Genomic DNA, 23,174 nt, shown 5'->3' with positions numbered 1-23,174 from the left:
TTTGCAATTTGACTGATTGGCGACTTATTCTGCCGGAACGGCTTCAACCTCATTGGTCAGAGGATGGCTGAGCTTGTTCAGCATCTCTTTCGGGCAGACCTGCAGGAAATTGGCCTTTTCCACATCCCAATGTTGCAGGATATCAGCGGCCTTGCGGCTGAAGGTCTCAGACTGATGAGTTTCGATCAGCGTTTTCAGCTGGTCTTCCCAATGGTCCACCGTAACCGGGCAGGTCACCAGCGTTTCCATGTTCATCAGAGCCTGTGCCTTGCCTTCGGGATCGTACAGGTACGCCATGCCGCCGGTCATGCCCGCGCCAAAGTTGGCACCAATGTCGCCCAGAATCACGGCGACACCGCCGGTCATGTATTCGCACCCGTTCGAGCCACAGCCCTCGATCACCACTTTGGCGCCCGAGTTCCGAACCGCGAACCGTTCGCCTGCGCGGCCTGCTGCGAACAGGTGGCCATCGGTGGCCCCGTACAGAACAGTATTGCCGATGATCGTGTTGTCATCTGCCTTAAGCGGGCTGACCTGCGGTGGGCGCACAACGATCATGCCACCGGAAAGGCCCTTGCCAACATAGTCGTTAGCATCGCCAGACACTTCCAGCTTGAGCCCCGGAGCCGCAAACGCCCCCAGCGACTGACCGGCCGAGCCCTGCAATTTCACATGCAGGTGGTCGTCCTGGAACGTGTTCCGCATCCCGAAATTCTGCACGATATGGCTGGACACCCGAGTACCAACCGTCCGGTGCGTGTTCTGGATCGCGTAGGACAGCTGCATCTTCTCGCCGTCTTTCAGGAACCGCGCCGCATCGCGCACGATCTCGGCATCCAGCGTATCGGGCACTGCGTTGCGATCCTTGTCACGGTCATAGACGATATTCTGCGCGCCATCGACGGTGATCAGCAGCGGGTTCAGGTCCAGATCATCCAGATGCGCCGAGCCCCGGCTGACCTGCGCCAGCAGATCGGCCCGTCCGATGATCTCATCAACCGAGCGTGCGCCAAGGCTGGCCAGCAGCTCGCGCACTTCCTGCGCGTAGAAGGTGATCAGGTTGACGACCTTGTCGGCATTGCCGGTGAATTTGGCGCGCAGGGATTCGTCCTGCGTACACACACCGACCGGGCAGGTGTTCGACTGGCACTGGCGCACCATGATACAGCCCATCGCGATCAGGGCGGCGGTGCCGATGCCGTATTCCTCGGCCCCCATCATCGCAGCCATCACGATATCGCGCCCGGTGCGCAGCCCGCCATCGGTCCGCAAGGTCACACGGTCGCGCAGGTTGTTCATCGCCAGAACCTGATGCGCCTCGGTGAGGCCCATTTCCCACGGCAAACCGGCATATTTGATCGACGTCGCGGGCGATGCGCCCGTGCCGCCATTGTGGCCCGAAATAAGGATGATATCCGCTTTCGCCTTGGCCACACCGGCGGCAATCGTGCCCACACCCGAGGACGCAACCAGTTTCACCGTCACCTTGCAGCGCGGGTTGATCTGTTTCAGGTCATAGATCAGCTGCGCCAAATCCTCGATCGAGTAGATATCGTGGTGCGGTGGCGGGGAAATCAACGTCACGCCCTTGGTCGAGTGGCGCAAGCGCGCGATCAGGTCGGTCACTTTCATGCCCGGCAACTGGCCGCCCTCACCGGGTTTTGCACCCTGGGCGACCTTGATCTCAAGTTCTTCACACTGGTTCAGGTATTCGGCAGTCACGCCAAACCGGCCCGAGGCCACCTGTTTGATTTTGGCCGATGGGTTGTCGCCATTGGGCTCTGGCACGAAATGCGCCGGATCTTCGCCGCCTTCACCAGAGTCAGACTTGGCTCCAATCCGGTTCATCGCCACGTTCAACGTCTTATGCGCTTCGGGTGACAATGCGCCCAGCGACATGCCCGGCGTCACAAAACGCTTGCGGATCGAGGTGATCGACTCGACCTCTTCAATCGGCACCGGTTTGCCCAGCGGTTTGAAATCCATCAGGTCACGCAGGTGGATCGGCGGGTTCGACTGCATCTTGGCCGAGTATTGCTTCCACAGCTCGTAAGATGCGCGGTTACAGGCCATCTGCATCATGTGCATCGAGGTCGCTTCCCACGCGTGGGTTTCACCCGATTTCCGCGCCTTGTAGAAACCACCGATGGGCAGCACGTCCAGACCGCTGTCCCAGCCCTTGGCATGGATTTCCTCGGCCTTGGTCTGAATACCGGTCACACCGATACCGGAAATCCGGCTGGTCATGCCGGGGAAATACTCAGCCACCATGGCACGGCTAAGGCCCACGGCCTCAAAGTTCAGACCACCGCGATAAGAGGAGATCACCGAAATGCCCATCTTGGCCATGATCTTCAGCAGACCTTGGTCGATTGCCTCTCGATAGCGTGCGACGTTTTCGGTCAGCGTGCCATCCAGCAAGCCGCGATCAATGCGGTCAGCCAGCGAGTCTTCGGCCAGATAAGCGTTCACCACGGTCGCGCCACAACCGATCAGAACCGCAAAGTAATGCGGATCGACACATTCGGCCGAGCGCACGTTCAACGAACAGAAAGTCCGCAGCCCCTGACGGGTCAGATGCGAGTGCACCGCGCTGGTCGCGAGAATCATCGGCATCGCCACGCGACCTGCGCCCGAACCCATGTCGGACAGCACCAGATGCCCCGCGCCCGAGCGCACGGCCTCTTCTGCTTCGGCTCTAACACGAGTCAAAGCGGCGTTTAACGCGCCCCGACCGGGTTCAAAGCTACAATCTATTTCCGCCAGCGGCGAACCGAGATTTTCTACCAGCTTGTCCCATTGGGTGTTGCCGACAAAGGGGCTGTCCAGCGTGATGATCTCGGTCTGGCTGCTGTCTTCGTCCAGCACGTTTTTCAGGTTACCGAACCGGGTTTTCAACGACATGACGCGGTATTCGCGCAGACTGTCGATCGGCGGGTTGGTCACCTGGCTAAAGTTCTGGCGGAAGAAATGGCTGAGCGGGCGGTATTGCTTGGACAAAACCGCCGATGGCGTGTCATCGCCCATCGAGGCCAGGGACTCTTTGCCGTCTTCAGCCATGGGGGCAAGGATTTGCTCCAGCTCTTCAACAGAATAACCGGCTGCGATCTGTCGCTTGCGCAGTTCCTCTCCGCTGAACTTCGCGGTTTCGGTCACGCCTGACAGGCTTTCATTCAGATCGTTGATCTTGCCAACCCATTCGCCAAAGGGCAGGGCACGGGCCAGTTTGTCCTTGATCTGCGTGTCGCGGTACAGCTTGCCACGCTTCATATCCACGGCCAGCATCTGACCCGGACCCAGCGCGCCTTTTTCCGTCACCGATGCCTCATCAATCGGCACCATCCCGGCCTCCGACCCGGCGATAACCAATCCATCACCCGTCACAACGTAGCGCATCGGGCGCAAACCATTCCGGTCGAGCCCGGCGCAGACCCAGCGACCATCGGTCATGGCCAGAGCGGCGGGGCCATCCCATGGCTCCATCACCGAGTTGCAGTAGGAATACATGTCGCGCCACGCCTGCGGCAACTCGACCGCCTGTTTGGACCAGCTTTCCGGCACCAGCATGGTTTTCGCCATTGGAGCAGACCGGCCCGCACGCACCAGAACCTCGAAAACCGAGTCTAATGCGGCGGAGTCCGACGATCCGCCCGCGATGATCGGTTTGATGTCCTCGGCGTAGTCCCCAAAGGTCGAGGATGCCATGCGGATCTCATGGCTTTTCATCCAGTTGACGTTGCCTTTCAGCGTGTTGATCTCACCATTATGGGCCAACATGCGGAAGGGCTGGGCCAGCCACCATTGCGGGAAGGTGTTGGTCGAATAACGCTGGTGATAGATCGCAAAGGCCGATTCAAAGCGTTCGTCCATCAGGTCGGGATAGAAAACCGCAACCTGTTCGGCCAGCATCATTCCTTTATAGATGATCGAGCGGCAGGACAGCGACGCCAGATACAGGCCGGAAATTCCTGCCGCCAACGCCGCCTTTTCGATCCTACGACGGATCACGTAGAGCTCGCGCTCAAAGGTGTCTTCGTCCACACCTTTGGAGTTCGAGATCAGGATCTGCTCAATCTCGGGCCGGGTCGCATTGGCCTTTTCACCCAGGCAGGTCACATCGACCGGCACGTGACGCCAGCCATAGATGTAGTAACCCATGCGCAGCACTTCGGTTTCCACGATGGTTCGGCACTGTTCCTGCGCACCAAAGTCCGTACGGGGTAAGAAGACCTGACCGACCGCGATCAGCTCATCCAGATTGGGTTCGTGGCCGGTGCGGCGGATCTGATCATAGAAGAAGGGAACAGGGATCTGCACATGGATACCCGCGCCATCGCCGGTCTTGCCATCGGCATCCACAGCGCCCCGGTGCCAGATCGCCTTGAGCGCATCAATCCCCGCGTCGACCACCTTGCGCGACGGCCTACCGTCGACAGACACGACAAGGCCGACACCGCAGGATGAATGTTCTTCCTCCTCGGAATAGAGACCGTTTTCGGCCATCCACTGACGTTTGGCTTCTTCGGCACGCACCCAATCGGCATCATATTTGGTCATTGGCTGTCTCCTTCTTCCGAGGGGGCGTACATGGCCTCGACCTCGGCTTTGGTCATTTGCTTGCGTTCACCTGCGAACGCGTACCCTTCGGGCTTTTTGTCGAAATAAAGTTCCAGTTTCAGCGTGTGGCCAGTATCTGGGAACAGGCCTGCGGCGATTTGCGTGTGTCCGTGCATCTCACCGGGGAGCGTGATCCGGTACCACAGTGCCGAGCCGCAGTCGGCGCAGAAGGCGCGCTCGGCCCAATCGGACGAAGTGAAGGTCTTGACCGGCCCAAGCGCGGCGTAGCCTTCTTCGGCCTGAAAAGTAACCAGCATCGAACTTGTCCAGCGTCGGCATTGGTCGCAATGGCACGCGCCCAGCGCATCGCGCGCGGGCGTAGCGGTCACCGTGACCGCGCCACACATGCATTGGCCTTGCAACTCGGGCATTTCGAGGCTCCTGATCGCTGGGTCTATTCGGCTGCGACTGCAGCCTTGGCGTTGAACCGGTCGATGATCGCATCGGCACAATCGCGCCCGTCGCGGATCGCCCACACGACCAAAGAGGCCCCGCGCACGATGTCACCGATGGCATAGACGCCGTCCATCTCGGTCTCGCCGGTCTGGAAGGCGGCCTTGACGGTACCCCAGCGTGTCACCGGCAGGTCGGGCTGGCCAAACAGGCTGGGCAGGTCTTCGGGCTCAAATCCCAGCGCCTTGATCACCAGATCGGCGTCTTCGACATAGTCCGCGCCTTCGATCACCTCGGGGGCCTGACGGCCGGTTGCGTCGGGCTGGCCCAAGCGCATCTTCTGCACCATCACACCTGTGACGTTGTCGTCGCCGGTAAAGCCCTTGGGCGCGCTGAGCCACTCAAACACCACGCCTTCTTCTTCGGCGTTCTGAGTCTCGCGCTGCGAACCAGGCATGTTCGCGCGGTCGCGGCGATACAGGCATTTGACCGATGTCGCCCCTTGACGGATCGAGGTTCGCACACAGTCCATCGCGGTGTCGCCGCCGCCGATTACGACAACCTTTTTGCCAGCCGCGTTCAGGCGACCATTGTCGAAGTCTTCAACCGCGTCGCCGAAGCTTTTGCGGTTCGAGGCCGTCAGGAAGTCAATCGCCTTCTCGATCCCGGCCAAACCGCTGCCCGGCATGGACAGGTCGCGCGACTTGTAAACGCCAGTGGCGATGATCACTGCGTCGTGCTTCCCACGAATTTCTTCGAATTTCGTGGCGTCGACGTCACAATTCAGTTCAAATGTCACGCCACCATCTGCCAGCAGATCGTTGCGACGCTGCACGATGTCCTTTTCCAGTTTGAAACCCGGAATACCGTACATCAACAAACCACCGGCGCGGTCATAGCGGTCATAGACCGTCACCTGAATACCAGCGCGGCGCAGCATGTCGGCAGCCGCCAGACCACCAGGACCCGCACCGATGATGCCGACGCTTTCGCTGCGCTCGGTGCCCGGAACAACGGGCTTAACCCAACCTTTGTCCCATGCGGTATCGGTGATGTATTTTTCGATCGTGCCAATGGTCACGGTGCCATGGCCGGACTGTTCAATCACGCAATTGCCTTCACACAAACGGTCCTGCGGGCAGATACGGCCACAGATCTCGGGGAAGGTGTTGGTAGCCTGACTGGTCTGATAGGCCTCTTCCAAGCGCCCGGTTGCGGTCAGGCGCAGCCAATCGGGGATGTTGTTGTGCAGCGGGCAGTGGGACTGACAATAAGGCACACCACATTGGCTGCAGCGGCTGGCCTGCTCTTCCGCCTTGGCCGAGGCGAATTCGGCGTAAATCTCGTCAAAGTCTTCCTTGCGCGTGTCTGCGGCACGCTTTTCGGGCATGGCGCGATCGACTTGCACAAATTTCAGCATCGGTTGCTTGGCCACGGGTCAGACTCCATGAATTGGCTTTGTCGAGCTTCCATAAAAGATGCAAGATCAGATGAAAAGTCATAAATGCTGACCTATTTAGTAATTTCCAAAGCAAAATTTCTAATGATGTCCAAAAACTTTGAAAAAATAGATCCGATTCGGACCTATAAGTGTCCTTTCCTTTTCAACGCAGCACTTATACCCATGAATCGCATAAAACACGTGGCAATGGCACGGGCAGGTTCATGAGTCTTTTTCAGCTGATTCTTGTGGCAATCATTCAGGGCGTCACCGAATTCCTGCCGATCTCATCCTCGGGCCACCTGATTCTTCTGCCCAGCCTGACCGGCCTGCAAGATCAGGGTTTGGCCATAGACGTAGCGGTTCATGTGGGAACTTTGGGTGCCGTGGTCCTGTATTTCTGGCCCGACGTAAAGTCCGCGGCGGCGGGGCTGCCCCGCGCGCTGCGCGGTAAAACGGACACTGAACAAGCGCGACTGGCCTTGGGGCTGATCGTTTCGACCATCCCGACGGTAATCCTTGGGGCGGTCCTGTTTCAAAGCGGACTCAGCCAATCCCTGCGCTCGATGGCGATAATCGGATGGACCATGCTGGGCTTTGGGCTGTTGCTTTATTGGATGGATCAGAAAGGCCCGCAGACAAAAGAAGCCAAGGACTGGGGACTGAAAGATGCAGCCATCATGGGGCTGTGGCAGATGCTGGCGCTGATCCCCGGCACGTCGCGGTCCGGCATCACAATCACCGGCGCACGGCATCTTGGGTATACGCGAGAAGAGGGCGCACGGATCGCAATGCTGATGTCGATCCCGACGATCCTGGCCTCGGGCATCCTGCTGTCGGTCGATGTGATCAAAGAGGCCGACCTGCGGCTGGCCATCGACGGCGCCATCGCCGCCCTTTTTGCCTTTGCCGCCGCCTTGCTGGCGCTATCCCTGATGATGCGCCTGCTGCGCAGTGTCAGCTTTACGCCTTACGTGATCTACCGCGTTTGTCTGGGCCTGATCCTGCTGGTCATCGCCTACAGCTAATCAGGTGCGCAGATTGTTGGCCGATCTCTGGATCTCGTCATACTGACCCGAGGGGCGGAACTTCCACAGATAGTCCGGCAAAACGGATTCCAGCGTGGCGGGTTCAATCCCCAGATCGGCAAAACCATTGGCCCCGTCCGACACCACATTGTCGCGCCGCAGGTTCTTTAGCTGATCGCGGGTCAGGATGTTGTTGGGGAACAACTGGAAACTGATGAACTTCACAATATCCAGAACGCCGGCCATGATCCGGGCCACAAAAAACGGCATCCCCAGAATGATGCGGCGGCGATGGATCACATCAAGCATCTGCTGCATGAGCGCGCGGAAGGATTTCACCTCGGGTCCGCCCAGCTCATAAGTGCCGGCCTTGGCTTGTCCCAGAACACCCTGCACTGCGGCTTTGGCCACATCATCCACATACACAGGCTGGAATTTCGTCTCAGCGCCCACCAGCGGCAAGAATGGTCCCATGCGGGTCATGCCTGCAAAGCGGTTGAAGAACTGATCCTCGGTCCCGAAAATGACCGAGGGCCGCAAAATCACGGCACCGGGCATATGTTCCAGTACGCCGGCTTCACCCTGTGCCTTTGTCTGCGCATATTCGCTGTCCGAGTCCGCATCCGCGCCGATGGCCGAGATATGGACCATCGTCGCGATCCCCTGCTTGGCCGTAATCCGTGCGATCCGTTCGGCACCTTCGGCCTGAACGGCGTCAAACGCGTTCTTGCCCAGCTCGTTCAGCACACCCACGCAGTTCACCACCGCATCCGCGCCCTGCATAGCCGCTGCGACCGAGGAATCGTCGCGGATATTGCAAAGAATAGGTTCGACCTGCCCGACCACGCCATAGGGTTTGACAAACATCGCCTCGTTCGGACGGCGCACCGCTACCCGAACACGCCACCCTTCGCCTGCCATGCGCCGCGCGACATACCGGCCCACAAACCCAGATCCGCCATAAATCGTGACCAGTTTTGACATAGAAGGGCTCCTGTTTTTAGGTCCAGATCCGATCTACCGCCCAAAAGGTCGCGGAACAAGGCGCAATAACGCCGCGTGCAAGGGAAAAACCCCACCATTCTCAGGGGTGTTCCGTATGCGGTCAAAAAACTTTCAAAAAACTTCCCGAATCCGGTTGACGCCCCTCGCCAGTGGGCTTAAACGCCCCTCCACGACACCTGCCCAGGTGGCGGAATTGGTAGACGCGCTAGCTTCAGGTGCTAGTGTCCGTATGGACGTGGAGGTTCGAGTCCTCTCCTGGGCACCATCTCTTCCGAAAACTCGCTGTTTTGTCCGGACGCAAATGTCCGTTCTTGCAACATGCTGTACCATCAGTCTGTTTCGACGAGCGCTTTCATTTCGCTGTTCCGCTTTTTTGCTTGCTTCTGAACGCGTTGAATAAACGTTGGTAACAGGTTCGGACCTTGTTGCGATCTGTATGACTCACTTGCTTCGTCGCCAATTAGTTCAGCGTATTTTACCCATGTGCGAAAACTGAAAACATCCCTCAGACTGAGAAACGTTTTCGAGTTCGTCTTCCGCAAGGATGTCGGGAGCTTCAAGTTTTTGAAATAGCGCGTCTCTTTCGCAACCCAATCATCTGGTACCTTGAACTCACTGAATGCTTCAGCTTCGTTGAATTTAAAATCCGGGTATTCCTGCACGAACTCGGAGCATCCGTGCGAAATTTTTGTACGAATCCCCTTTACCCCGTTCCGAATTTTGAGGCTTTCGAAAGCTACCATGCAGTCCTTAGCTTCTTCGATGCTCTGGCAATAAATATACCCTTTATAGGGGTATTTGATGCCATCTCTCAGCTCAATCATGCACTTCCTTGCATTGTCGTTCGGCAGATTGAGCAAAAGCAAAAGGAAATAGGTCTGGAACATCTCGTCTAGATTTGAAGGCAAGATTTGCACTTTGTAGCAATCGTGACAAAGCCGCGATATCACCTTGGTTTCTTTGAAGAACTTGATCCTCGTATCGCAGTGCGTTTGTTGGCCTTTGATTGTCATCACCCGGCCCGAAAACGCCTGAGCAATCGGGACGGCAGTAGCCATGCCTGCAGAAGACAAGACAGACATCCAATGATGATAACTTTCGCAAATTTGCGAGCGATCCAGCATGTCCTGACGCCAATCTGGACCTAGGTCTTCATTTATCCGGGCCTGCGTCGCGCCAAAGGTACCGCTTGCATTCTCGGAATTTTCCCAAAGGTCCAAAAGAGTAACGAGACGCCTGATGGCAGGACCGTCTTTGGGATTAATCAAAACCCTGTCTTCAAGCTTCCTGACCTGAGGGCCAATCGACATCCCACACCTCCTGCCTGCGGAAATCTCCTACAGGCATGGTGATCGCCTTGATCCGCATTGCGGTCAACTCATTTGCTCACGGACGCAAACAATACTTCCCCCAAGCTTAAAAGGTCAGGACACCTCCTGTTCCGCCACGACCTCGGCAAATCCGGTGAAGAACTTGCCCCACAGTTTTTTGGCTGTCCCTGCAATCAAACGGCTGCCCAATCTGGCGGCTCATTTTCTTTTGACTTGTTGCAGCGCAGCACTCCTGCAACCTATACGGTATGGTGCCACTGATTTGTTGCGAGTTGTTATGAAATCTTTGATCTATTCTTTGGCCTTGTTGCCGACACTTCTACATGCTGAAACTTTTACCATTGAAACCAATGTTAGCGCCGTGACTGTGTACCCGGAAGGGGCTCAGATCACCCGAACAGGCGCCTTCGATGTGCCAGCGGGCCGTCATCGACTGGTTCTGTTGGGCACACCGAAAAGCGACGATGTAGGCTACCAAATCGCGACAATGCAGTTTCGCGCAGATGGATTAAGTCAGACGGCTCTGATCTCACGCTACGCAGACGTGCCCTGGCGCGACTATGTCGGCGAGGCCGTCAAAAAGGTAGAAGAACGTATCGAAGACATAGAATCTCGAATCCAATCGGTCGAGGGTCAGGCTGACACCGCCCGATTGAAGGCCCAAGCTGCCGGTCACACGATTGCGTTCCTCACCAATCTGGGGCGTAACGAAGGTTCGGCCGAGTCGGATCCCGAAAACCTGCGCAGCATTGCCCGCATGGTTGGCGACGAAACCCTTGATGCTGAAAACACCGCGCAGGCAGCAGAACTTGAGGCGCGAGAAACTGAAACCCAACTGGCAGAGCTTGAGGCCGAGTTGGAATCGGCGCAAGCTGATCTGGCCGCGCTTGTGCCGGAAGCGGATGAACGTATCTTTATCGCCGTAGATGCTATTGCCGAAGAAGATACAAATGGAACACTATCGCTGTCATATCTCACTTATGAAACTGCATCATGGCAACCGGCTTATGTCTTTGATCTGAAAACCGGAAATACCCCGAAGGTGCAGATCAAACGCAGCGTCTTTGTGGCTCAAACGACTGGTGAAGACTGGAACGACATCGCCCTGAGCGTTTCCACACTGCAACCCGACGATCAAAGCACTGCGTCTAGGATTCGAACCAAACGCCGCTCTATCCGTGAAAAGCCCAAAACGCTGGAAGAACCGGTCGTAGAGGCGCCGGTTGTGGCCGAAGAAACCGCGAGAAGTTGGAACCCGAGCGCCGCGTCAGTTCAAGGAACGGGCACGACCTATACGCTGCCAGTACCGATCTCGATTTCCAGCGGATACGGGGCCGCCGAACTGGAACTGGATAGCATGTCTCAACCGGCAGAGCTTTTTGCCTTGGCCAATCCCAGCCGAGACGACACGGCTTATCGCACTGCGCGTTTCACGAATCCGTATGCACAAAACCTAATCTCCTCGGAATATGCCAGATGGCATGTCGATGGCGTTCTGGTCGCAATCGATGCCAGCCCCGAAATCGGACCTCGTGAAGAGGTGGAATTGGGATTTGGTCCTCTTTATGCTCTGACTTTGAAGCACCAAATCCTGGGACGGCGCAGCGGTGACGTCGGGTTGATATCACGCTCGAACGAAAGAGTTGAACGCGCTCAAATTCACATCGAGAATCTCTCGGACCAAACTTGGCCCCTACGGCTGCTCGAGAGCGTCCCCTTTTCCGAACAGGATGATCTGAATATCACCTGGAGCGCAAATCCCAGCCCTGCCGAAGAAAATGTCGATAACCGGCGGGGAGTTCTGGCGTGGGAAATGGAGTTGGCCCCCGGACAGGCAGAAACTATTCAAATCGAGACAGAACTAAACTGGCCCGAGGGTATGATCCTACGGTGATTCAATTGCACAAAAAAGAAGGGCCTGACCGGCCCTTCACATCGCATTGCGCCTATCGAAAATCAAACAACCACGAACTTCTTTTCGTGCGGGTCATAGCATTGCAGCCCGCCTTCGCCGATATCGGTCCACAGCCCGTGCAGGCTCAGTGATCCGTCCTCGACAGCCGAAGCAATGAACGGGAAGGTCAGCAGGTTTTCCAGCGAGGCAACAACCGCATGCCGCTCGAATTGGCGCGCCTGGTCTGTGCTGTCCTCGATATCGGCCACCAGATCGTATTTCGGCTTGAGGATATCCATCCAGCGCCCGACAAAGCTGTCCTTGGCTTCAAGCTGCGGGGCCTGGCCCTTGCACATGTCGATACAGCCCTGAACGCCGCCACATTGCGAATGGCCCAGCACGATCAGATGCGCCACTTTCAGCGCGGTTACGGCGTATTCGATCGCGGCGCTGGTACCGTGGTGATCTCCGTCCGGGGCGTATGGGGGGACGAGGTTGGCGATGTTACGATGAATGAAGAAATCGCCCTGATCCGCGCCGAACATCGACGTCACGTGCACCCGGCTGTCGCAGCACGAAATAACCATCGCGCGCGGGCGCTGACCCTCGGTCGCGAGGCGCCGGTACCAGACCTGATTTTCGGAATAGGTGGTGGCTTTCCAGCCGTGATACCGTTTGACCAGATAGCTCGGCAGAGGTTTGGCGCGTTCCATTCTTACGTCCTTAGTCTTGTGTCTGACGAGTGCTGTAACCCGAATTCACCGAAAATTCGAGCCATTATCCCGCAGCACTGCAAGGTTTTGCAAAGGAATTTCACGCCACAGTAGGGCCACACCGTGGGGGTGCAAGGAATTGGGGTGAATGTGGTGGAAAAGATAATCACGCTTGAACACAAGGAATCCGTCCGCTTGGACCCGGAGCGTCTGAACGGATTGTGCGGACAGTTGGGGGATCAGAATGCATTGGACGTGTTGTGTCGCACGGTCGAGGAACTGGCCGTGCGCCTGTCAAATTGCGAACGCTACTGGCGGCGGCGCGACTGGGTGAGCTTGCGCAAATGCGCGCGTTCTCTGGTGGCGATTTCCGAACAGGTTGGGATGACCGCTTTGGCGCGCGTAGCAGGGGACGTGGCGCATAATGTTGATGTCGGCGATGCCGTGGCCACGGGGTCAACGCTGTCGCGCCTGATCCGCGTGGGTGAAAAATCGCTGACCGTCATCTGGGACCAGCAGGACCTTTCGGTCTGACGGGGCTTGCGAACGGATCGTGGGTGACTAGGCTGGGCGCAATTCGAACCAGTTGAGATCGCCATGACCCTGTCTTTTGCCCCTGCCTCTGACCCGTCCCTGCCATTGCACGTGATCGCGCAGCCCGATCTGGAAAGCTGGCTTTCGGATCAGCCTGGTTTTGTGGCGGCTTGGGTGGAACACAGCGGGTTCACGGCCGGTTTGGGTCAAACGCTGTTGATACCCGATGCAGACGGTGCGCCGTCCATGGCGCTGGCGGGCTTTGGCAAACCAGCAGGCCGGGCGCGCAAACGGTTCCCACTGGCCGCAGCGGCCGAAGCGTTGCCCAAAGGCACGTATCGCATAGCCTCGGGGGTATCGGATGATGTGCTTGAGACTGAATGCCTGGGATGGTTGCTGACCGGATACAGTTTCGACCGCTATGCCAGTCAATCCGCCGCCAAAGCGCGCCTCGTCGCACCGGATGGCGTGGATGTCACCCGATTGGAGGTTCTTGCCAAGGCCGAGGCGTTGATCCGCGATCTGGTTAACACCCCCGCCTCGGATATGGGGCCGGATCAGTTGCAGGCCGCATCTGAAGCGCTGGCACAGGAATTCGGTGCATCCTGTTCGGTGATTGCAGGCGATGACCTGTTGGACCAGAATTTTCCCATGATCCACACGGTGGGTCGTGCCGCCGCGCAGGCGCCTCGCCTGATCGAGATGAACTGGGGCGACGCAGGACCGAAACTGACTCTGGTCGGTAAAGGTGTCTGTTTCGATACTGGCGGGTTGAACCTGAAGCCCGGTGCCTCGATGGGGTTGATGAAAAAGGATATGGGCGGGGCAGCCAACGTGCTAGGGCTGGCGCGGATGATCATGGCGCTGAACCTGCCGCTGCAACTGCGTGTTCTGATCCCAGCGGTTGAGAATTCGGTGGCTGGGAACGCTTTTCGACCCGGCGATATCCTGACCTCGCGCAAGGGTCTGACGGTCGAGATCAATAATACCGATGCCGAAGGGCGTCTTGTTCTGGCGGACGCGCTGGCGCTGGCGGATGAGGGGAAACCAGACCTTGTTATTTCGATGGCGACGCTGACCGGGGCAGCGCGTGTGGCTGTTGGTGCTGATCTGGCGCCCTTCTACACCGACAGCGACAAGGCTGCCGACGCCTTGACCCACGCGGCGCGCGCAGCAGCCGACCCAGTCTGGCGGATGCCCTTCCATGAGCCTTACGAAGGCATGATCGAACCCGGCATTGCCGATCTGGACAACGCCCCTGCGGGTGGATTTGCCGGGTCGATCACTGCCGCCCTGTTCCTGCGCCGTTTTGCGGTCGACAGTCCCTATATACACTTCGACATCTATTCGTGGCAGCGCAGCAAAGAACCCGGACGCAGCAAGGGCGGGCTGGGTCAAGGCCCACGTGCCCTTTTGACCGCCCTGCCCGAGATGCTGGGCCTATGACCCAACACCGCATCATACAGCCGGTCGTCGATCTGATGCGCAGCCCAGATGGGCCCCGGGATCGGCAACTTTTGTATGGGGATACGGTCGCAGTCACTGATACAGTAGAGGGTTGGAGCCGGATCACATCAGACAAGGACGGTTATCCGGGCTGGGTCCGGTCGGGCCAGCTTGGCCCGGATACCCCCGCAACCCATTGGATTACCGCCCCAGCCACCCATGCTTATACCCAAGCGGATATGAAAAGCCCGGACATCGCGTCACTGAGCTTCGGCGGCAGGATAACCGCCCGGTCCGAAGTGAACGGGTTTCTGGAAACCGAACTTGGTTTCATTCCCGCCGTTCACGCCAAACCCATCGGCGTCACCCTGACCGACCCAGTCGCCGTGGCCGAGCTGTTTCTGGGCACACCGTATCTGTGGGGCGGCAACAGCCGAAGCGGGCTGGATTGCTCGGGCCTTGTGCAGGCCGGATTGCTGGCCTGCGGGATGCATTGCCCGGGTGATAGCGGAGATCAAGAGCGCGCGGTCGGGCAAACTCTGCCAGACGGCACTCCGCCTCAACGTGGTGATCTATTGTTCTGGAAGGGCCATGTTGCATGGGTCTATGCCGAGGACATGCTTCTGCACGCCAATGCCTTCCACATGGATGTGACCTTTGAGCCGATGGTGCAGGCCGTTGCGCGGATCAAAGATCAGGGTGACGGACCGGTGACCAGTCACAAAAGGCTCTAATCAAGGTCAACCGAGCGGATCAGCTTGCGTTCTAGAACCCGCAGCACGGTACGCAAATCCTGACCGCGCTTCAGGATGCGGCCATCCATGCCGACCACCGAATACATCCCCTGTTTCTGCCGCAAACGCGGGTGCTTTTCTACCCGGTATATCGGGTGTTCGGCCGTGCGGCGAAAGATCGAAAACACGGCCATATCGCGGAGGTTGGAAATGCCGTAGTCCCGCCATTCTCCGGCGGCGACCATCCGACCATAGACGGACAGGATATGAGACATCTCGTGGCGGTTGAAAGCGACGGGCATCTGGGCCGAGTTACCAGAGAACCGGCTGGGAGGCTGCATGTTCATGCTCCAAGCCTTGCCGGAAAACGCGCCTGAATCAAGCCCACGCACGACAGGGTGTGGCAATTTTGAAGCGCCCTAGCGTCTGCGACCCACTTGCCGGCAAATCAAAATGACCGGTAGCAGTCCCACAGCCAGAATGACTAGCGACGGCACCGCAGCCCCCTCAAGCCGTTCGTCCGAGGCCAGCCGATAGGCCTGCACCGCCAGTGTGTCGAAGTTGAACGGGCGCATGATCAGGGTCGCGGGCAGCTCTTTCATCACGTCCACAAACACGATCAGCAGCGCGGTCAGCAGCGATGGTGTCAGAATCGGCAAGTGCACTCGGCGCAACGTGCCCAGCGGGCTTTGCCCCAAGGACCGAGAGGCCGCGTCCATATTGGCGTGGACTGTGCTTTGACCGCCCTCATAGGCACTTAGCGCAGCGGCCAGGAACCGGACCATATAGGCCGCAACCAACAGCCAGATCGAGCCGGTGACAAGCAACCCGGTCGAGATATCGAAAGTCTGCCGCATCCACGCATCCAGAGCATTGTCGAAACTGGCAAAGGGCACGATCAGTCCGACGGCGATAACTCCGCCGGGCACCGCATAGCCCAGCCGCGCCATATACCCTGTGCTAGAGGATACCCGACCAGGCCGAAGCCGTTGAAAGAACCCAACGCAGATCGCAGCAAAAACCGTCACGACCGCAGCCGTCCCTGCCAAAATCAGCGAGTTTTGAATGAACCCGATATAGCGCCGTGACAGCAGGTTTTGTTCCGATTCCGTCCCCATCTGCACCAGAATGAACACAGGCAGCAGGAACCCCAGCAACACCGGGATGATGCACAGCGTGAACGCCGCTGCCGCCTGCCATCCCTTTAATTGGGCCGAGGGCAGCGCAGCGTGGTTTTTGCCCGCCTGATAGTATTTCGCTTTGCCGCGTTGCATCCGTTCAGCCACGGCCATGACCAGCGCAAAACCCAGCAGGCACAACGCCAGTTGCGCGGCGGCAGCGCGGTCTCCGATAGAAAACCAGCTGGTATAGATGCCGGTGGCAAAGGTCTGCACGCCAAAATAGGCGACGGTGCCGAAATCTGCGATGGTCTCCATGATCGCCAGCAACACGCCCCCTGCAATCGCCGGGCGCGCCATTGGCAACGACACGCGCCAGAATGCGCCCCAAGGGCTGTTACCCAGCGCGCGGGCCGCCAGAAAGGCAGTGGCGCTTTGCTGCAAAAAAGCCGCGCGAGCCAGCAGATAGACATACGGGTACAGCACGAGGATCAGCATAACCGCCGCGCCTTCGGTCGAGCGGATCTCGGGGAACCAATAGTCGCGCGGACCCCAGCCGGTCACGTCGCGCAGGGTGGTCTGAACGATACCGGGGTGGTCCAAAATAAACGTATAGGCATAGGCCAGAACATAGGCCGGAAAGGCCAGCGGCAGCACCAGAGCGATTTCCAGAAACCGAACTCCGGGAAAGCGCGTCATCGTTACCAGCCACGCCGCACCGACACCGATGGCAAACGTCCCCATCGCCACCAAAATAACCAGCACCGCAGTGGTCAGCGCATAGCCCGGCAAGACCGTGTCCATCAGGTGCGAGATCGTGTCCGTCCCGCCCGTCACCGCCGCCAGAACAACTGCGAGCATAGGCAGCAGACAGGCCGCCGCCACCAGACAGGCTACTGTCGCCACCAACCGGGTGCCCAACGCGCCGCGATTGCGCGTTCCATGTTCTGAGAATTCGACGTCGGCCATGATCCCGGCTTGTTACTGGCTAAGGCGCAGGTTTCGTCATTAATCGACCAAAACGGTCAGAAACACCAGTGGGCAGGGATACAAATCTGCGGCACATACTGCCGCAGACCTGCTTGGCCTCATTCGTAAACGCGCTGATCCTCGATCACCAACCCGTCCTTGGGCAGCGATCCCGGCGCGACGACCTCGATCGCGCCCTTCAGTTTCAGCAGCTCGACAACCGATTTAGCGTAGGCCATGTCATCGCCACCGGGGCTTTCGATCTGAACGGTCATCATGTCCATCTCACCCTGGCGGGCGGCAATGACGCGGGCTTTGACGATCTCGGCATGTTTATCGACCAGCGCGGCCACCTGTTCGGGGCGCACAAACATACCCTTGATCTTGGTGGTCTGATCGGCGCGGCCCATCCAGCCCTTGATCCGCGCATTCGTGCGTCCGCAAGATGAATGGCCGGGCATGATCGCCGATAGATCGCCCGTCGCGAAACGGATCAGCGGATAGTCGGGGTTCAAAGAGGTCACAACGACCTCACCCACTTCACCCTCTGCCACTGGGGTACCGGTGCCGGGGGTCACGATCTCGACAATGACATGTTCGTCGATGATCATCCCCTCCATGGCGGGGCTTTCGTAGGCGATGTTACCCAGATCGGCGGTCGCATAGCATTGCAGGCACGAGATTCCACGATCCGCGTATTCCTGCCGCAGTGACGGGAACAAGGCCCCGCCGCCTACGACGGCGGTAGTGAACCGAAGCTGGACGCCCATCTCATCCGCCTTGTCCAGTATGACCTTCAGATAGTCCGGCGTCCCGGCATAGGCGGTGCAGCCTACATCACGCGCTGCTGTCACCTGCAACTCGGTCTGGCCGGTGCCTGCGGGCAAAACAGCCGCCCCGACCGCGCGCGCGCCGCTTTCAAAGATCATACCCGCGGGCGTCAGGTGATAGCCAAAGCAATTCTGAACGATATCGCCCGGCCCTACACCAGCAGCGTGCAGGAACCTGCCCATACGCCACCAGTCGGGATCGGTGCTACCCGGTTCATAGATCGGACCCGGAGACTGAAACACATGGTGAAAATGCCGCGCAGGTTTGACCGTGAACCCCCCGAACGGTGGACGCGCAGCCTGCGCCTGCGCCAGATGGGATTTGCGCAGAACCGGCAGTTTGGGCAAGTCCTCAACCGATGTGACACCATCTGTCTCCACATCCGCAAGATGCGTTTGAAAACCGGGGGCAGACAGGGCCCGTGCAAGTTGTTTTTGTAGCGCCTCGGCCTGATCGGCGGCGCGTTTGTCGGCTGATCGGGTTTCGAGTGCGTCGAAATAGGTCATCGCCAGATCCTCCATCCGCTTACAGCCACCTCTTGCGGCGGCGATAGGACCGCACATCGCGGAAGCTTTTGCGGCCCTCATCCGACATACCGAGGTAGAATTCCTTCACATCCGGGTTTTCGCGCAGTTCCGCCGCCGGGCCATCCATCACCACACGACCCGATTCCAAGATGTAGCCGTAATGCGCAAACCGCAGCGCCACGTTGGTGTTCTGTTCGGCCAACAGGAAGGACACACCCTCTTTCTCGTTCAGGTCCTTCACGATTCCGAAAATCTCTTCGACCAGCTGCGGGGCCAGACCCATCGAGGGTTCGTCCAGCAGGATTGTCTCGGGCCGCGACATCAATGCGCGCCCCATGGCGACCATCTGTTGCTCACCGCCCGAAGTATATCCGGCTTGGGATTTGCGGCGTTCGGCCAGCCGTGGGAAATAGGAATAGACAAGCTCAAGGTCTTTCTGGATCGCCGCCGCACCGTCCTTGCGGGTATAGGCACCGGTCAGCAGGTTTTCCTCAACCGTCAGGTGTTCGAAGCAATGGCGGCCTTCCATCACCTGGATGACACCCTTTTCAACCAAATCCGCCGGATCGCTTTCATGCACGCTGGTGCCGCGATACTTGATCGTGCCTTTCGTCACCTCGCCGCGTTCGGAATGCAGCAGGTTCGACACCGCCTTGAGCGTCGTCGTCTTGCCAGCCCCGTTTCCACCCAGCAGCGCGGTAATACCGCCCTTGGGCACGGTCAGGCTGACGCCTTTGAGGACGAGGATCACGTGATTGTAGATCACCTCGATATTGTTGACCTCAAGCAGGGTTTCGGTCTGCACTTCGGTGTTTTGAGCCGCATCCAGCATCAGCGCGTGTCCTCAAGCCTTGTGTTTAGGTCGGGACGGCGAGAGCCCGCCGCCCCGTGTTTCAGATCACCGGATCAGCAGCGCGAACCGATGTTGTTTTCCGACGCATATGCACCCGAATCCTCGTTGATCAGCGGGCCGATCACGTCGCCATCGGTGGCTTTGAACTCGGAAATCAGGCTCCAGGTCTTGTTGGTCGCATCCCACTGGGTCACACCGACCAGAGCGTCGCCGCCGTGGTTTTCACACGAAACCGAGAAGGTCGGGCCAAAGTTTGGCAGGCCCAGTTCGGTCATTTTGGCTTCGGTGATTTCCAGCGCTTCCATGCCGTCGCGCATCATCGCAGGGGTGATGTCGGCGGTGCCGTGGATTTCCTGCGCTTTTTTGGCAGCTTCGGCGGCCAGCATTGCGGCATAGAGGCCACGGTTGTACAGAACCGTACCCACCTGATCGCCCGCGCCAGCGGCTTTACCGGCATCGACGACATATTTCTGCAGGTCATCAAAGACCGGGAAATCGGTGCCCACATTGTGGAAGGTCAGCGCCTTGTAGCCATTCGCAGCTTCACCCGCTGGCAGCACGTCGTTTTCCGAGCCCGACCACCAGATGCCGATGAAGTTTTCCATCGGGTAACGGATGTTGGCAGCTTCCTGCACAGCCACCTGGTTCATCACGCCCCAGCCCCACATCAGGACGAAATCGGGACGATCACGGCGGATTTGCAGCCACTGCGACTTCTGCTCCTGACCAGGATGATCCACCGGCAGGGCAACCAGCTCGAACCCGTGCTTGGCAGACAGCTCTTCCAGCGTGCGGATCGGTTCCTTGCCATAGGCCGAGTTGTGGTAGACCAGCGCGATTTTCTTGCCGCTCAGGTCGCCGTTGTTGGTATCCAGCAGGTAGTTGATCGCGCCCGAGGCCCCATCCCAGTAGTTCGCAGGATAGTTGAACGTATGGCTGAACACATCGCCGTTTTTGGCCGAGGTGCGCCCATACCCCATCGTGTGCATCGGAATGCCATCTGCGGTGGTTTTGGGGATCAGCTGATAGGTGATACCAGTCGACAGCGGCTGATACACCAGCGAGCCTTCGCCCTTGGTGGATTCATAGCATTCCACACCTTTTTCGGTGTTATAGCCGGTTTCGCATTCGATCACCTTGGTCGCCACGCCACCAATACCGCCATCGCGTTCATTCAGCAGGGTAAAGTAATCAGCATAGCCATCCGCGAACGGGATACCGCCCGCCGCATAAGGCCCGGTCCGATAGCTGAGCGACGGGAATACGAGGTCGGCCATAACCGGACCTGCCGCCATTGCGGCGCCGAGCGCCATGGTTGCCAGTTTCAATTTCATCGGGTGTCTCCTCCCTTGGTTGGTCCGATGGTGAGTTCGGGCTTTGCACCCGTTATCTGATTGGGCCGGACCGCTTAGTGCGGGAACGGCCAGAGTCTGAGTTTCTCTTTGGCCACGCGCCACAGCTGCGCCAGCCCATGCGGTTCAAGGATCAGGAACATGATGATCAGCGCGCCAACGATGACGAGATTCAAATGAGCCACGATATCGGTGGGCCAGCCCAGCATGTCCGCGCCGACGACCTTCAGGACAACGGGCAACAGCACAAGGAACGCAGCCCCGGCAAAAGATCCAAAGATGGATCCCAGTCCACCGATAATGATCATGAACAGCACCAGGAACGATTTCTGAATACCGAAGACTTCGCCGACCTCGACCGCGCCCAGATAAACCGCAAAGAACAACGCACCCGAAATACCCACAAAGAACGAGCTGACAGCAAAAGCCGTCAGCTTAGCCCGAAGTGGATTCACACCAATGATCTCGGCCGCGATGTCCATGTCCCGGATCGCCATCCATTTACGTCCTGTGGTACCACGCGTCAGGTTGCGAGCGACGACGGCGCAGACCGCTAGGAAGATCAGGCAAAACAGATAGGTTGCCCATGCAGGCGCATTCGGGCCGGTAATGATGATACCAAACACATCGCGTTCCGGCGCATTAATCTGCCCCGAGGCCGAATAGTTGTAGAACCACGGCACCCTGTTGAACAGCCAGACAAGGAAGAACTGCGCCGCCAAAGTCGCCACGGCCAGATAGAACCCTTTGATCCTAAGGCTTGGAAGGCCAAACAGCACACCGACCAACGCGGTGATACCTCCGGCAAGGATGACATGGATGAACATGCTGACATCCGGGAAGGCCGTCATCAGCTTATAGCAAGCATAGGCCCCTACAGCCATGAACCCGCCGGTGCCCAGCGAAACCTGCCCGCAATAGCCCACCAGAATGTTCAGTCCGATCGCCGCAATCGCATAGATCAGAAACGGCAGCAGCAGCGCATTTGCCCAATAGTCGTTGATGATGAACGGGATGATCCCAAACGCCACGGCAAGCACCACATAGTACCGATACCGGTCGAACTTGATCGGGAAGGTCTGGCTGTCATCCACGTAAGAGACTTTGAAATCTCCGGCTTCACGATAGAACATGTCTTACTTTCCCCATTCTTCCTGCGCCCGGTTGCGGGCTGCGGCATCCAGTTGGTTCGATCCTTTGGCATATCCCGTCGCCTCGGACGCACGGACCAGCTTGAGGTAGGCCAGGATGCCCATGACCAGTCCGGCAAAAGCCAGGATCGCTGCGATTGTCACCTGCCCGTCCGTCAGATCATCCGACGTCAGAGCGATATATCCAAAGGCCCAGAACCCGGCCCATGCGATCACGTTGGTGATGGCGAGGAACTTTTGCATCGCTACACCCTCTCGATGATCTTCTCACCGAACAGACCCTGCGGCCGGAACACGAGGAAGATCAGCGCCAGCACATAGGCAAACCAGTTCTCGGTCGCACCGCCCACAAGCGGGCCGATGGCAAATTCGAACAGTTTCTCGCCCACACCGATGATCAACCCTCCGACAATCGCTCCGGGGATCGAGGTGAACCCGCCCAGCATCAGCACCGGCAGCGCCTTGAGCGCGATCAGCGATAGCGAGAACTGCACACCCGATTTCGTACCCCACATGATGCCTGCGACAAGGGCCACGAACCCGGCGACCGACCAAACCATCACCCAGATGAAATTCAGCGAAATCCCCACGGACAGCGCCGCCTGGTGGTCATCGGCCACCGCACGCATCGCCCGGCCCTGCTTGGTGTACTGGCTGAACGCCACCAGCGCCGCCACCAGCAATGCCGCGATAACTGTTGCAACAATGTCCAGATTGTCGATGAAGAAGCCGTAGCCGAAGATGTTGAATGTGCTCTCATCAATCCACAGGTTGATGCCCTGCGGCAGGCCCACATCCAGCGTCTTGATTTCAGAGCCCCACATCAGATCGGCCACACCTTCCAGCAGATAAGCCAGGCCGATCGTCGCCATGAACAGGATGATCGGCTCCTGACCCACCAGATGGCGCATCACAAAGCGCTGCACCGCCCAGGCCAGCAACACCATCACCGCCATGGTCAGAATAATCGCCAGCAGCGCAGGCACGTTCCAGCCAAAATAGTGGATATGCGTGCCGAACATGGCATTGATCAGATGCGCAAACGGCACCTGACCTTTCATGATCCCCACCAGAGTCATTGCCGCAAACAGTGCCATAACCCCTTGGGCATAGTTAAAAATCCCCGATGCCTTGTAAATCAGCACAAAGCCCAGCGCGACCAGCGCATAAAGGACCCCGGCCATCAGGCCATTCAGAATGACCTCCATCGCAAATACCAACTGATCAGGCATGTCCG

At 58.3% G+C, this 23,174-nt stretch carries 19 protein-coding genes, 1 tRNA gene and 1 pseudogene; 6 read left to right on the top strand and 15 right to left on the bottom strand.

Going from position 1 to position 23,174, the window contains the following annotated elements; genetic code table 11:
• Window positions 1-24 precede the first annotated feature (24 nt).
• From gltB to ACR0C5_RS11285, 3 genes are read right to left on the bottom strand one after another with little or no spacing between them, the layout of a single operon-like run.
• Window positions 25-4,557 carry a glutamate synthase large subunit gene (gene gltB, locus ACR0C5_RS11295; protein ID WP_480876558.1) on the bottom strand — a complete coding sequence of 1,511 codons (4,533 nt, stop codon included), beginning with the start codon at window positions 4,555-4,557 and terminating at the stop codon, window positions 25-27.
• Window positions 4,554-4,988: a GFA family protein gene (locus ACR0C5_RS11290; protein WP_480876555.1), complete on the bottom strand. Its 435-nt coding sequence runs from the start codon at window positions 4,986-4,988 to the stop codon at window positions 4,554-4,556. Before ACR0C5_RS11290 ends, gltB begins: the two co-directional genes overlap by 4 nt.
• Window positions 4,989-5,011: 23 nt before the next feature.
• Window positions 5,012-6,445, bottom strand: a complete 1,434-nt coding sequence (locus ACR0C5_RS11285; RefSeq protein ID WP_480876553.1) for an NAD(P)-dependent oxidoreductase — start codon at window positions 6,443-6,445, stop codon at window positions 5,012-5,014.
• A gap of 230 nt (window positions 6,446-6,675) precedes the next feature.
• Between ACR0C5_RS11285 and ACR0C5_RS11280 the strand changes: the two genes are divergently transcribed.
• Window positions 6,676-7,479, top strand: coding sequence for an undecaprenyl-diphosphate phosphatase (locus ACR0C5_RS11280; protein ID WP_480876551.1), 804 nt, complete (start codon window positions 6,676-6,678; stop codon window positions 7,477-7,479).
• On the opposite strand, the gene ACR0C5_RS11275 is transcribed toward ACR0C5_RS11280, so the two are convergent.
• The gene (locus ACR0C5_RS11275; RefSeq protein WP_480876549.1) at window positions 7,480-8,463 is read right to left on the bottom strand and encodes a complex I NDUFA9 subunit family protein; all 984 of its coding nucleotides are present in this window, start codon (window positions 8,461-8,463) and stop codon (window positions 7,480-7,482) included. It abuts the gene before it with no gap.
• A gap of 199 nt (window positions 8,464-8,662) precedes the next feature.
• Between ACR0C5_RS11275 and ACR0C5_RS11270 the strand changes: the two genes are divergently transcribed.
• A tRNA-Leu gene (locus ACR0C5_RS11270) sits at window positions 8,663-8,749 on the top strand.
• A 64-nt stretch (window positions 8,750-8,813) separates the two neighbouring features.
• On the opposite strand, the gene ACR0C5_RS11265 is transcribed toward ACR0C5_RS11270, so the two are convergent.
• Together ACR0C5_RS11265 and ACR0C5_RS11260 are read right to left on the bottom strand one after the other, a co-directional pair.
• Window positions 8,814-9,794, bottom strand: a complete 981-nt coding sequence (locus tag ACR0C5_RS11265) for a hypothetical protein (protein WP_170771496.1) — start codon at window positions 9,792-9,794, stop codon at window positions 8,814-8,816.
• Window positions 9,795-9,908: 114 nt separating this feature from the next.
• Window positions 9,909-10,010, bottom strand: a pseudogene (locus ACR0C5_RS11260) (carbon monoxide dehydrogenase); the annotation flags it as partial.
• A gap of 82 nt (window positions 10,011-10,092) precedes the next feature.
• On the opposite strand from ACR0C5_RS11260, the gene ACR0C5_RS11255 reads away from it, so the two are divergent.
• Window positions 10,093-11,709: a DUF4139 domain-containing protein gene (locus ACR0C5_RS11255; protein WP_480876545.1), complete on the top strand. Its 1,617-nt coding sequence runs from the start codon at window positions 10,093-10,095 to the stop codon at window positions 11,707-11,709.
• A 62-nt stretch (window positions 11,710-11,771) separates the two neighbouring features.
• Here ACR0C5_RS11255 and ACR0C5_RS11250 read toward each other — a convergent pair whose 3' ends face one another.
• Window positions 11,772-12,422: a carbonic anhydrase gene (locus tag ACR0C5_RS11250; protein ID WP_170771492.1), complete on the bottom strand. Its 651-nt coding sequence runs from the start codon at window positions 12,420-12,422 to the stop codon at window positions 11,772-11,774.
• Between the two features lie 144 nt (window positions 12,423-12,566).
• Between ACR0C5_RS11250 and ACR0C5_RS11245 the strand changes: the two genes are divergently transcribed.
• From ACR0C5_RS11245 to ACR0C5_RS11235, 3 genes are all read left to right on the top strand, one after another.
• Window positions 12,567-12,956, top strand: a complete 390-nt coding sequence (locus ACR0C5_RS11245) for a hypothetical protein (RefSeq protein WP_170771590.1) — start codon at window positions 12,567-12,569, stop codon at window positions 12,954-12,956.
• Window positions 12,957-13,019: 63 nt separating this feature from the next.
• Window positions 13,020-14,402 carry a leucyl aminopeptidase family protein gene (locus ACR0C5_RS11240; RefSeq protein WP_480876541.1) on the top strand — a complete coding sequence of 461 codons (1,383 nt, stop codon included), beginning with the start codon at window positions 13,020-13,022 and terminating at the stop codon, window positions 14,400-14,402.
• Window positions 14,399-15,136 carry a C40 family peptidase gene (locus ACR0C5_RS11235; RefSeq protein WP_480876538.1) on the top strand — a complete coding sequence of 246 codons (738 nt, stop codon included), beginning with the start codon at window positions 14,399-14,401 and terminating at the stop codon, window positions 15,134-15,136. The genes ACR0C5_RS11240 and ACR0C5_RS11235 overlap by 4 nt, the downstream gene beginning before the upstream one ends.
• On the opposite strand, the gene ACR0C5_RS11230 is transcribed toward ACR0C5_RS11235, so the two are convergent.
• The 8 genes from ACR0C5_RS11230 to ACR0C5_RS11195 form a co-directional block, all read right to left on the bottom strand.
• Window positions 15,133-15,483, bottom strand: coding sequence for a DUF2794 domain-containing protein (locus tag ACR0C5_RS11230; RefSeq protein WP_170771486.1), 351 nt, complete (start codon window positions 15,481-15,483; stop codon window positions 15,133-15,135). The genes ACR0C5_RS11235 and ACR0C5_RS11230 overlap by 4 nt on opposite strands.
• 72 nt (window positions 15,484-15,555) lie before the next feature.
• Window positions 15,556-17,223, bottom strand: coding sequence for an ABC transporter permease (locus ACR0C5_RS11225; protein ID WP_480876535.1), 1,668 nt, complete (start codon window positions 17,221-17,223; stop codon window positions 15,556-15,558).
• Window positions 17,224-17,342: 119 nt separating this feature from the next.
• On the bottom strand, window positions 17,343-18,560 hold the full coding sequence (locus tag ACR0C5_RS11220; RefSeq protein WP_170771465.1) for a phenylacetate--CoA ligase family protein: 1,218 nt from the start codon (window positions 18,558-18,560) through the stop codon (window positions 17,343-17,345).
• A 19-nt stretch (window positions 18,561-18,579) separates the two neighbouring features.
• A complete protein-coding gene (locus ACR0C5_RS11215) occupies window positions 18,580-19,413 on the bottom strand; it encodes an ABC transporter ATP-binding protein (protein WP_170771463.1) in 834 nt (277 codons plus the stop codon).
• A 74-nt stretch (window positions 19,414-19,487) separates the two neighbouring features.
• Window positions 19,488-20,768: an ABC transporter substrate-binding protein gene (locus ACR0C5_RS11210; protein ID WP_170771461.1), complete on the bottom strand. Its 1,281-nt coding sequence runs from the start codon at window positions 20,766-20,768 to the stop codon at window positions 19,488-19,490.
• A 74-nt stretch (window positions 20,769-20,842) separates the two neighbouring features.
• The gene (locus ACR0C5_RS11205; protein WP_170771459.1) at window positions 20,843-21,919 is read right to left on the bottom strand and encodes a branched-chain amino acid ABC transporter permease; all 1,077 of its coding nucleotides are present in this window, start codon (window positions 21,917-21,919) and stop codon (window positions 20,843-20,845) included.
• Between the two features lie 3 nt (window positions 21,920-21,922).
• Window positions 21,923-22,180 (bottom strand): hypothetical protein, encoded by a 258-nt coding sequence (locus tag ACR0C5_RS11200; RefSeq protein WP_170771457.1) that lies wholly within the window; start codon window positions 22,178-22,180, stop codon window positions 21,923-21,925.
• Window positions 22,181-22,182: 2 nt separating this feature from the next.
• Window positions 22,183-23,169: a branched-chain amino acid ABC transporter permease gene (locus ACR0C5_RS11195; RefSeq protein ID WP_170771455.1), complete on the bottom strand. Its 987-nt coding sequence runs from the start codon at window positions 23,167-23,169 to the stop codon at window positions 22,183-22,185.
• Window positions 23,170-23,174: the final 5 nt, after the last annotated feature.

The organism is Ruegeria sp. N8, assembly GCF_056531325.1.
Note: the sequence above shows the minus strand (reverse complement) of the source record. Positions and strands in the feature narration are given on the sequence as shown.

What these genes read in the sequence shown, in the direction of transcription:
- gltB (WP_480876558.1), bottom strand. Translation starts at nt 4,557, where the DNA reads ATGACCAAATATGATGCCGATTGGGTGCGTGCCGAAGAAGCCAAACGT.
- ACR0C5_RS11290 (WP_480876555.1), bottom strand. Translation starts at nt 4,988, where the DNA reads ATGCCCGAGTTGCAAGGCCAATGCATGTGTGGCGCGGTCACGGTGACC.
- ACR0C5_RS11280 (WP_480876551.1), top strand. Translation starts at nt 6,676, where the DNA reads ATGAGTCTTTTTCAGCTGATTCTTGTGGCAATCATTCAGGGCGTCACC.
- ACR0C5_RS11275 (WP_480876549.1), bottom strand. Translation starts at nt 8,463, where the DNA reads ATGTCAAAACTGGTCACGATTTATGGCGGATCTGGGTTTGTGGGCCGG.
- ACR0C5_RS11265 (WP_170771496.1), bottom strand. Translation starts at nt 9,794, where the DNA reads ATGTCGATTGGCCCTCAGGTCAGGAAGCTTGAAGACAGGGTTTTGATT.
- ACR0C5_RS11255 (WP_480876545.1), top strand. Translation starts at nt 10,093, where the DNA reads ATGAAATCTTTGATCTATTCTTTGGCCTTGTTGCCGACACTTCTACAT.
- ACR0C5_RS11250 (WP_170771492.1), bottom strand. Translation starts at nt 12,422, where the DNA reads ATGGAACGCGCCAAACCTCTGCCGAGCTATCTGGTCAAACGGTATCAC.
- ACR0C5_RS11240 (WP_480876541.1), top strand. Translation starts at nt 13,020, where the DNA reads ATGACCCTGTCTTTTGCCCCTGCCTCTGACCCGTCCCTGCCATTGCAC.
- ACR0C5_RS11235 (WP_480876538.1), top strand. Translation starts at nt 14,399, where the DNA reads ATGACCCAACACCGCATCATACAGCCGGTCGTCGATCTGATGCGCAGC.
- ACR0C5_RS11230 (WP_170771486.1), bottom strand. Translation starts at nt 15,483, where the DNA reads ATGAACATGCAGCCTCCCAGCCGGTTCTCTGGTAACTCGGCCCAGATG.
- ACR0C5_RS11225 (WP_480876535.1), bottom strand. Translation starts at nt 17,223, where the DNA reads ATGGCCGACGTCGAATTCTCAGAACATGGAACGCGCAATCGCGGCGCG.
- ACR0C5_RS11220 (WP_170771465.1), bottom strand. Translation starts at nt 18,560, where the DNA reads ATGACCTATTTCGACGCACTCGAAACCCGATCAGCCGACAAACGCGCC.
- ACR0C5_RS11215 (WP_170771463.1), bottom strand. Translation starts at nt 19,413, where the DNA reads ATGCTGGATGCGGCTCAAAACACCGAAGTGCAGACCGAAACCCTGCTT.
- ACR0C5_RS11210 (WP_170771461.1), bottom strand. Translation starts at nt 20,768, where the DNA reads ATGAAATTGAAACTGGCAACCATGGCGCTCGGCGCCGCAATGGCGGCA.
- ACR0C5_RS11205 (WP_170771459.1), bottom strand. Translation starts at nt 21,919, where the DNA reads ATGTTCTATCGTGAAGCCGGAGATTTCAAAGTCTCTTACGTGGATGAC.
- ACR0C5_RS11200 (WP_170771457.1), bottom strand. Translation starts at nt 22,180, where the DNA reads ATGCAAAAGTTCCTCGCCATCACCAACGTGATCGCATGGGCCGGGTTC.
- ACR0C5_RS11195 (WP_170771455.1), bottom strand. Translation starts at nt 23,169, where the DNA reads ATGCCTGATCAGTTGGTATTTGCGATGGAGGTCATTCTGAATGGCCTG.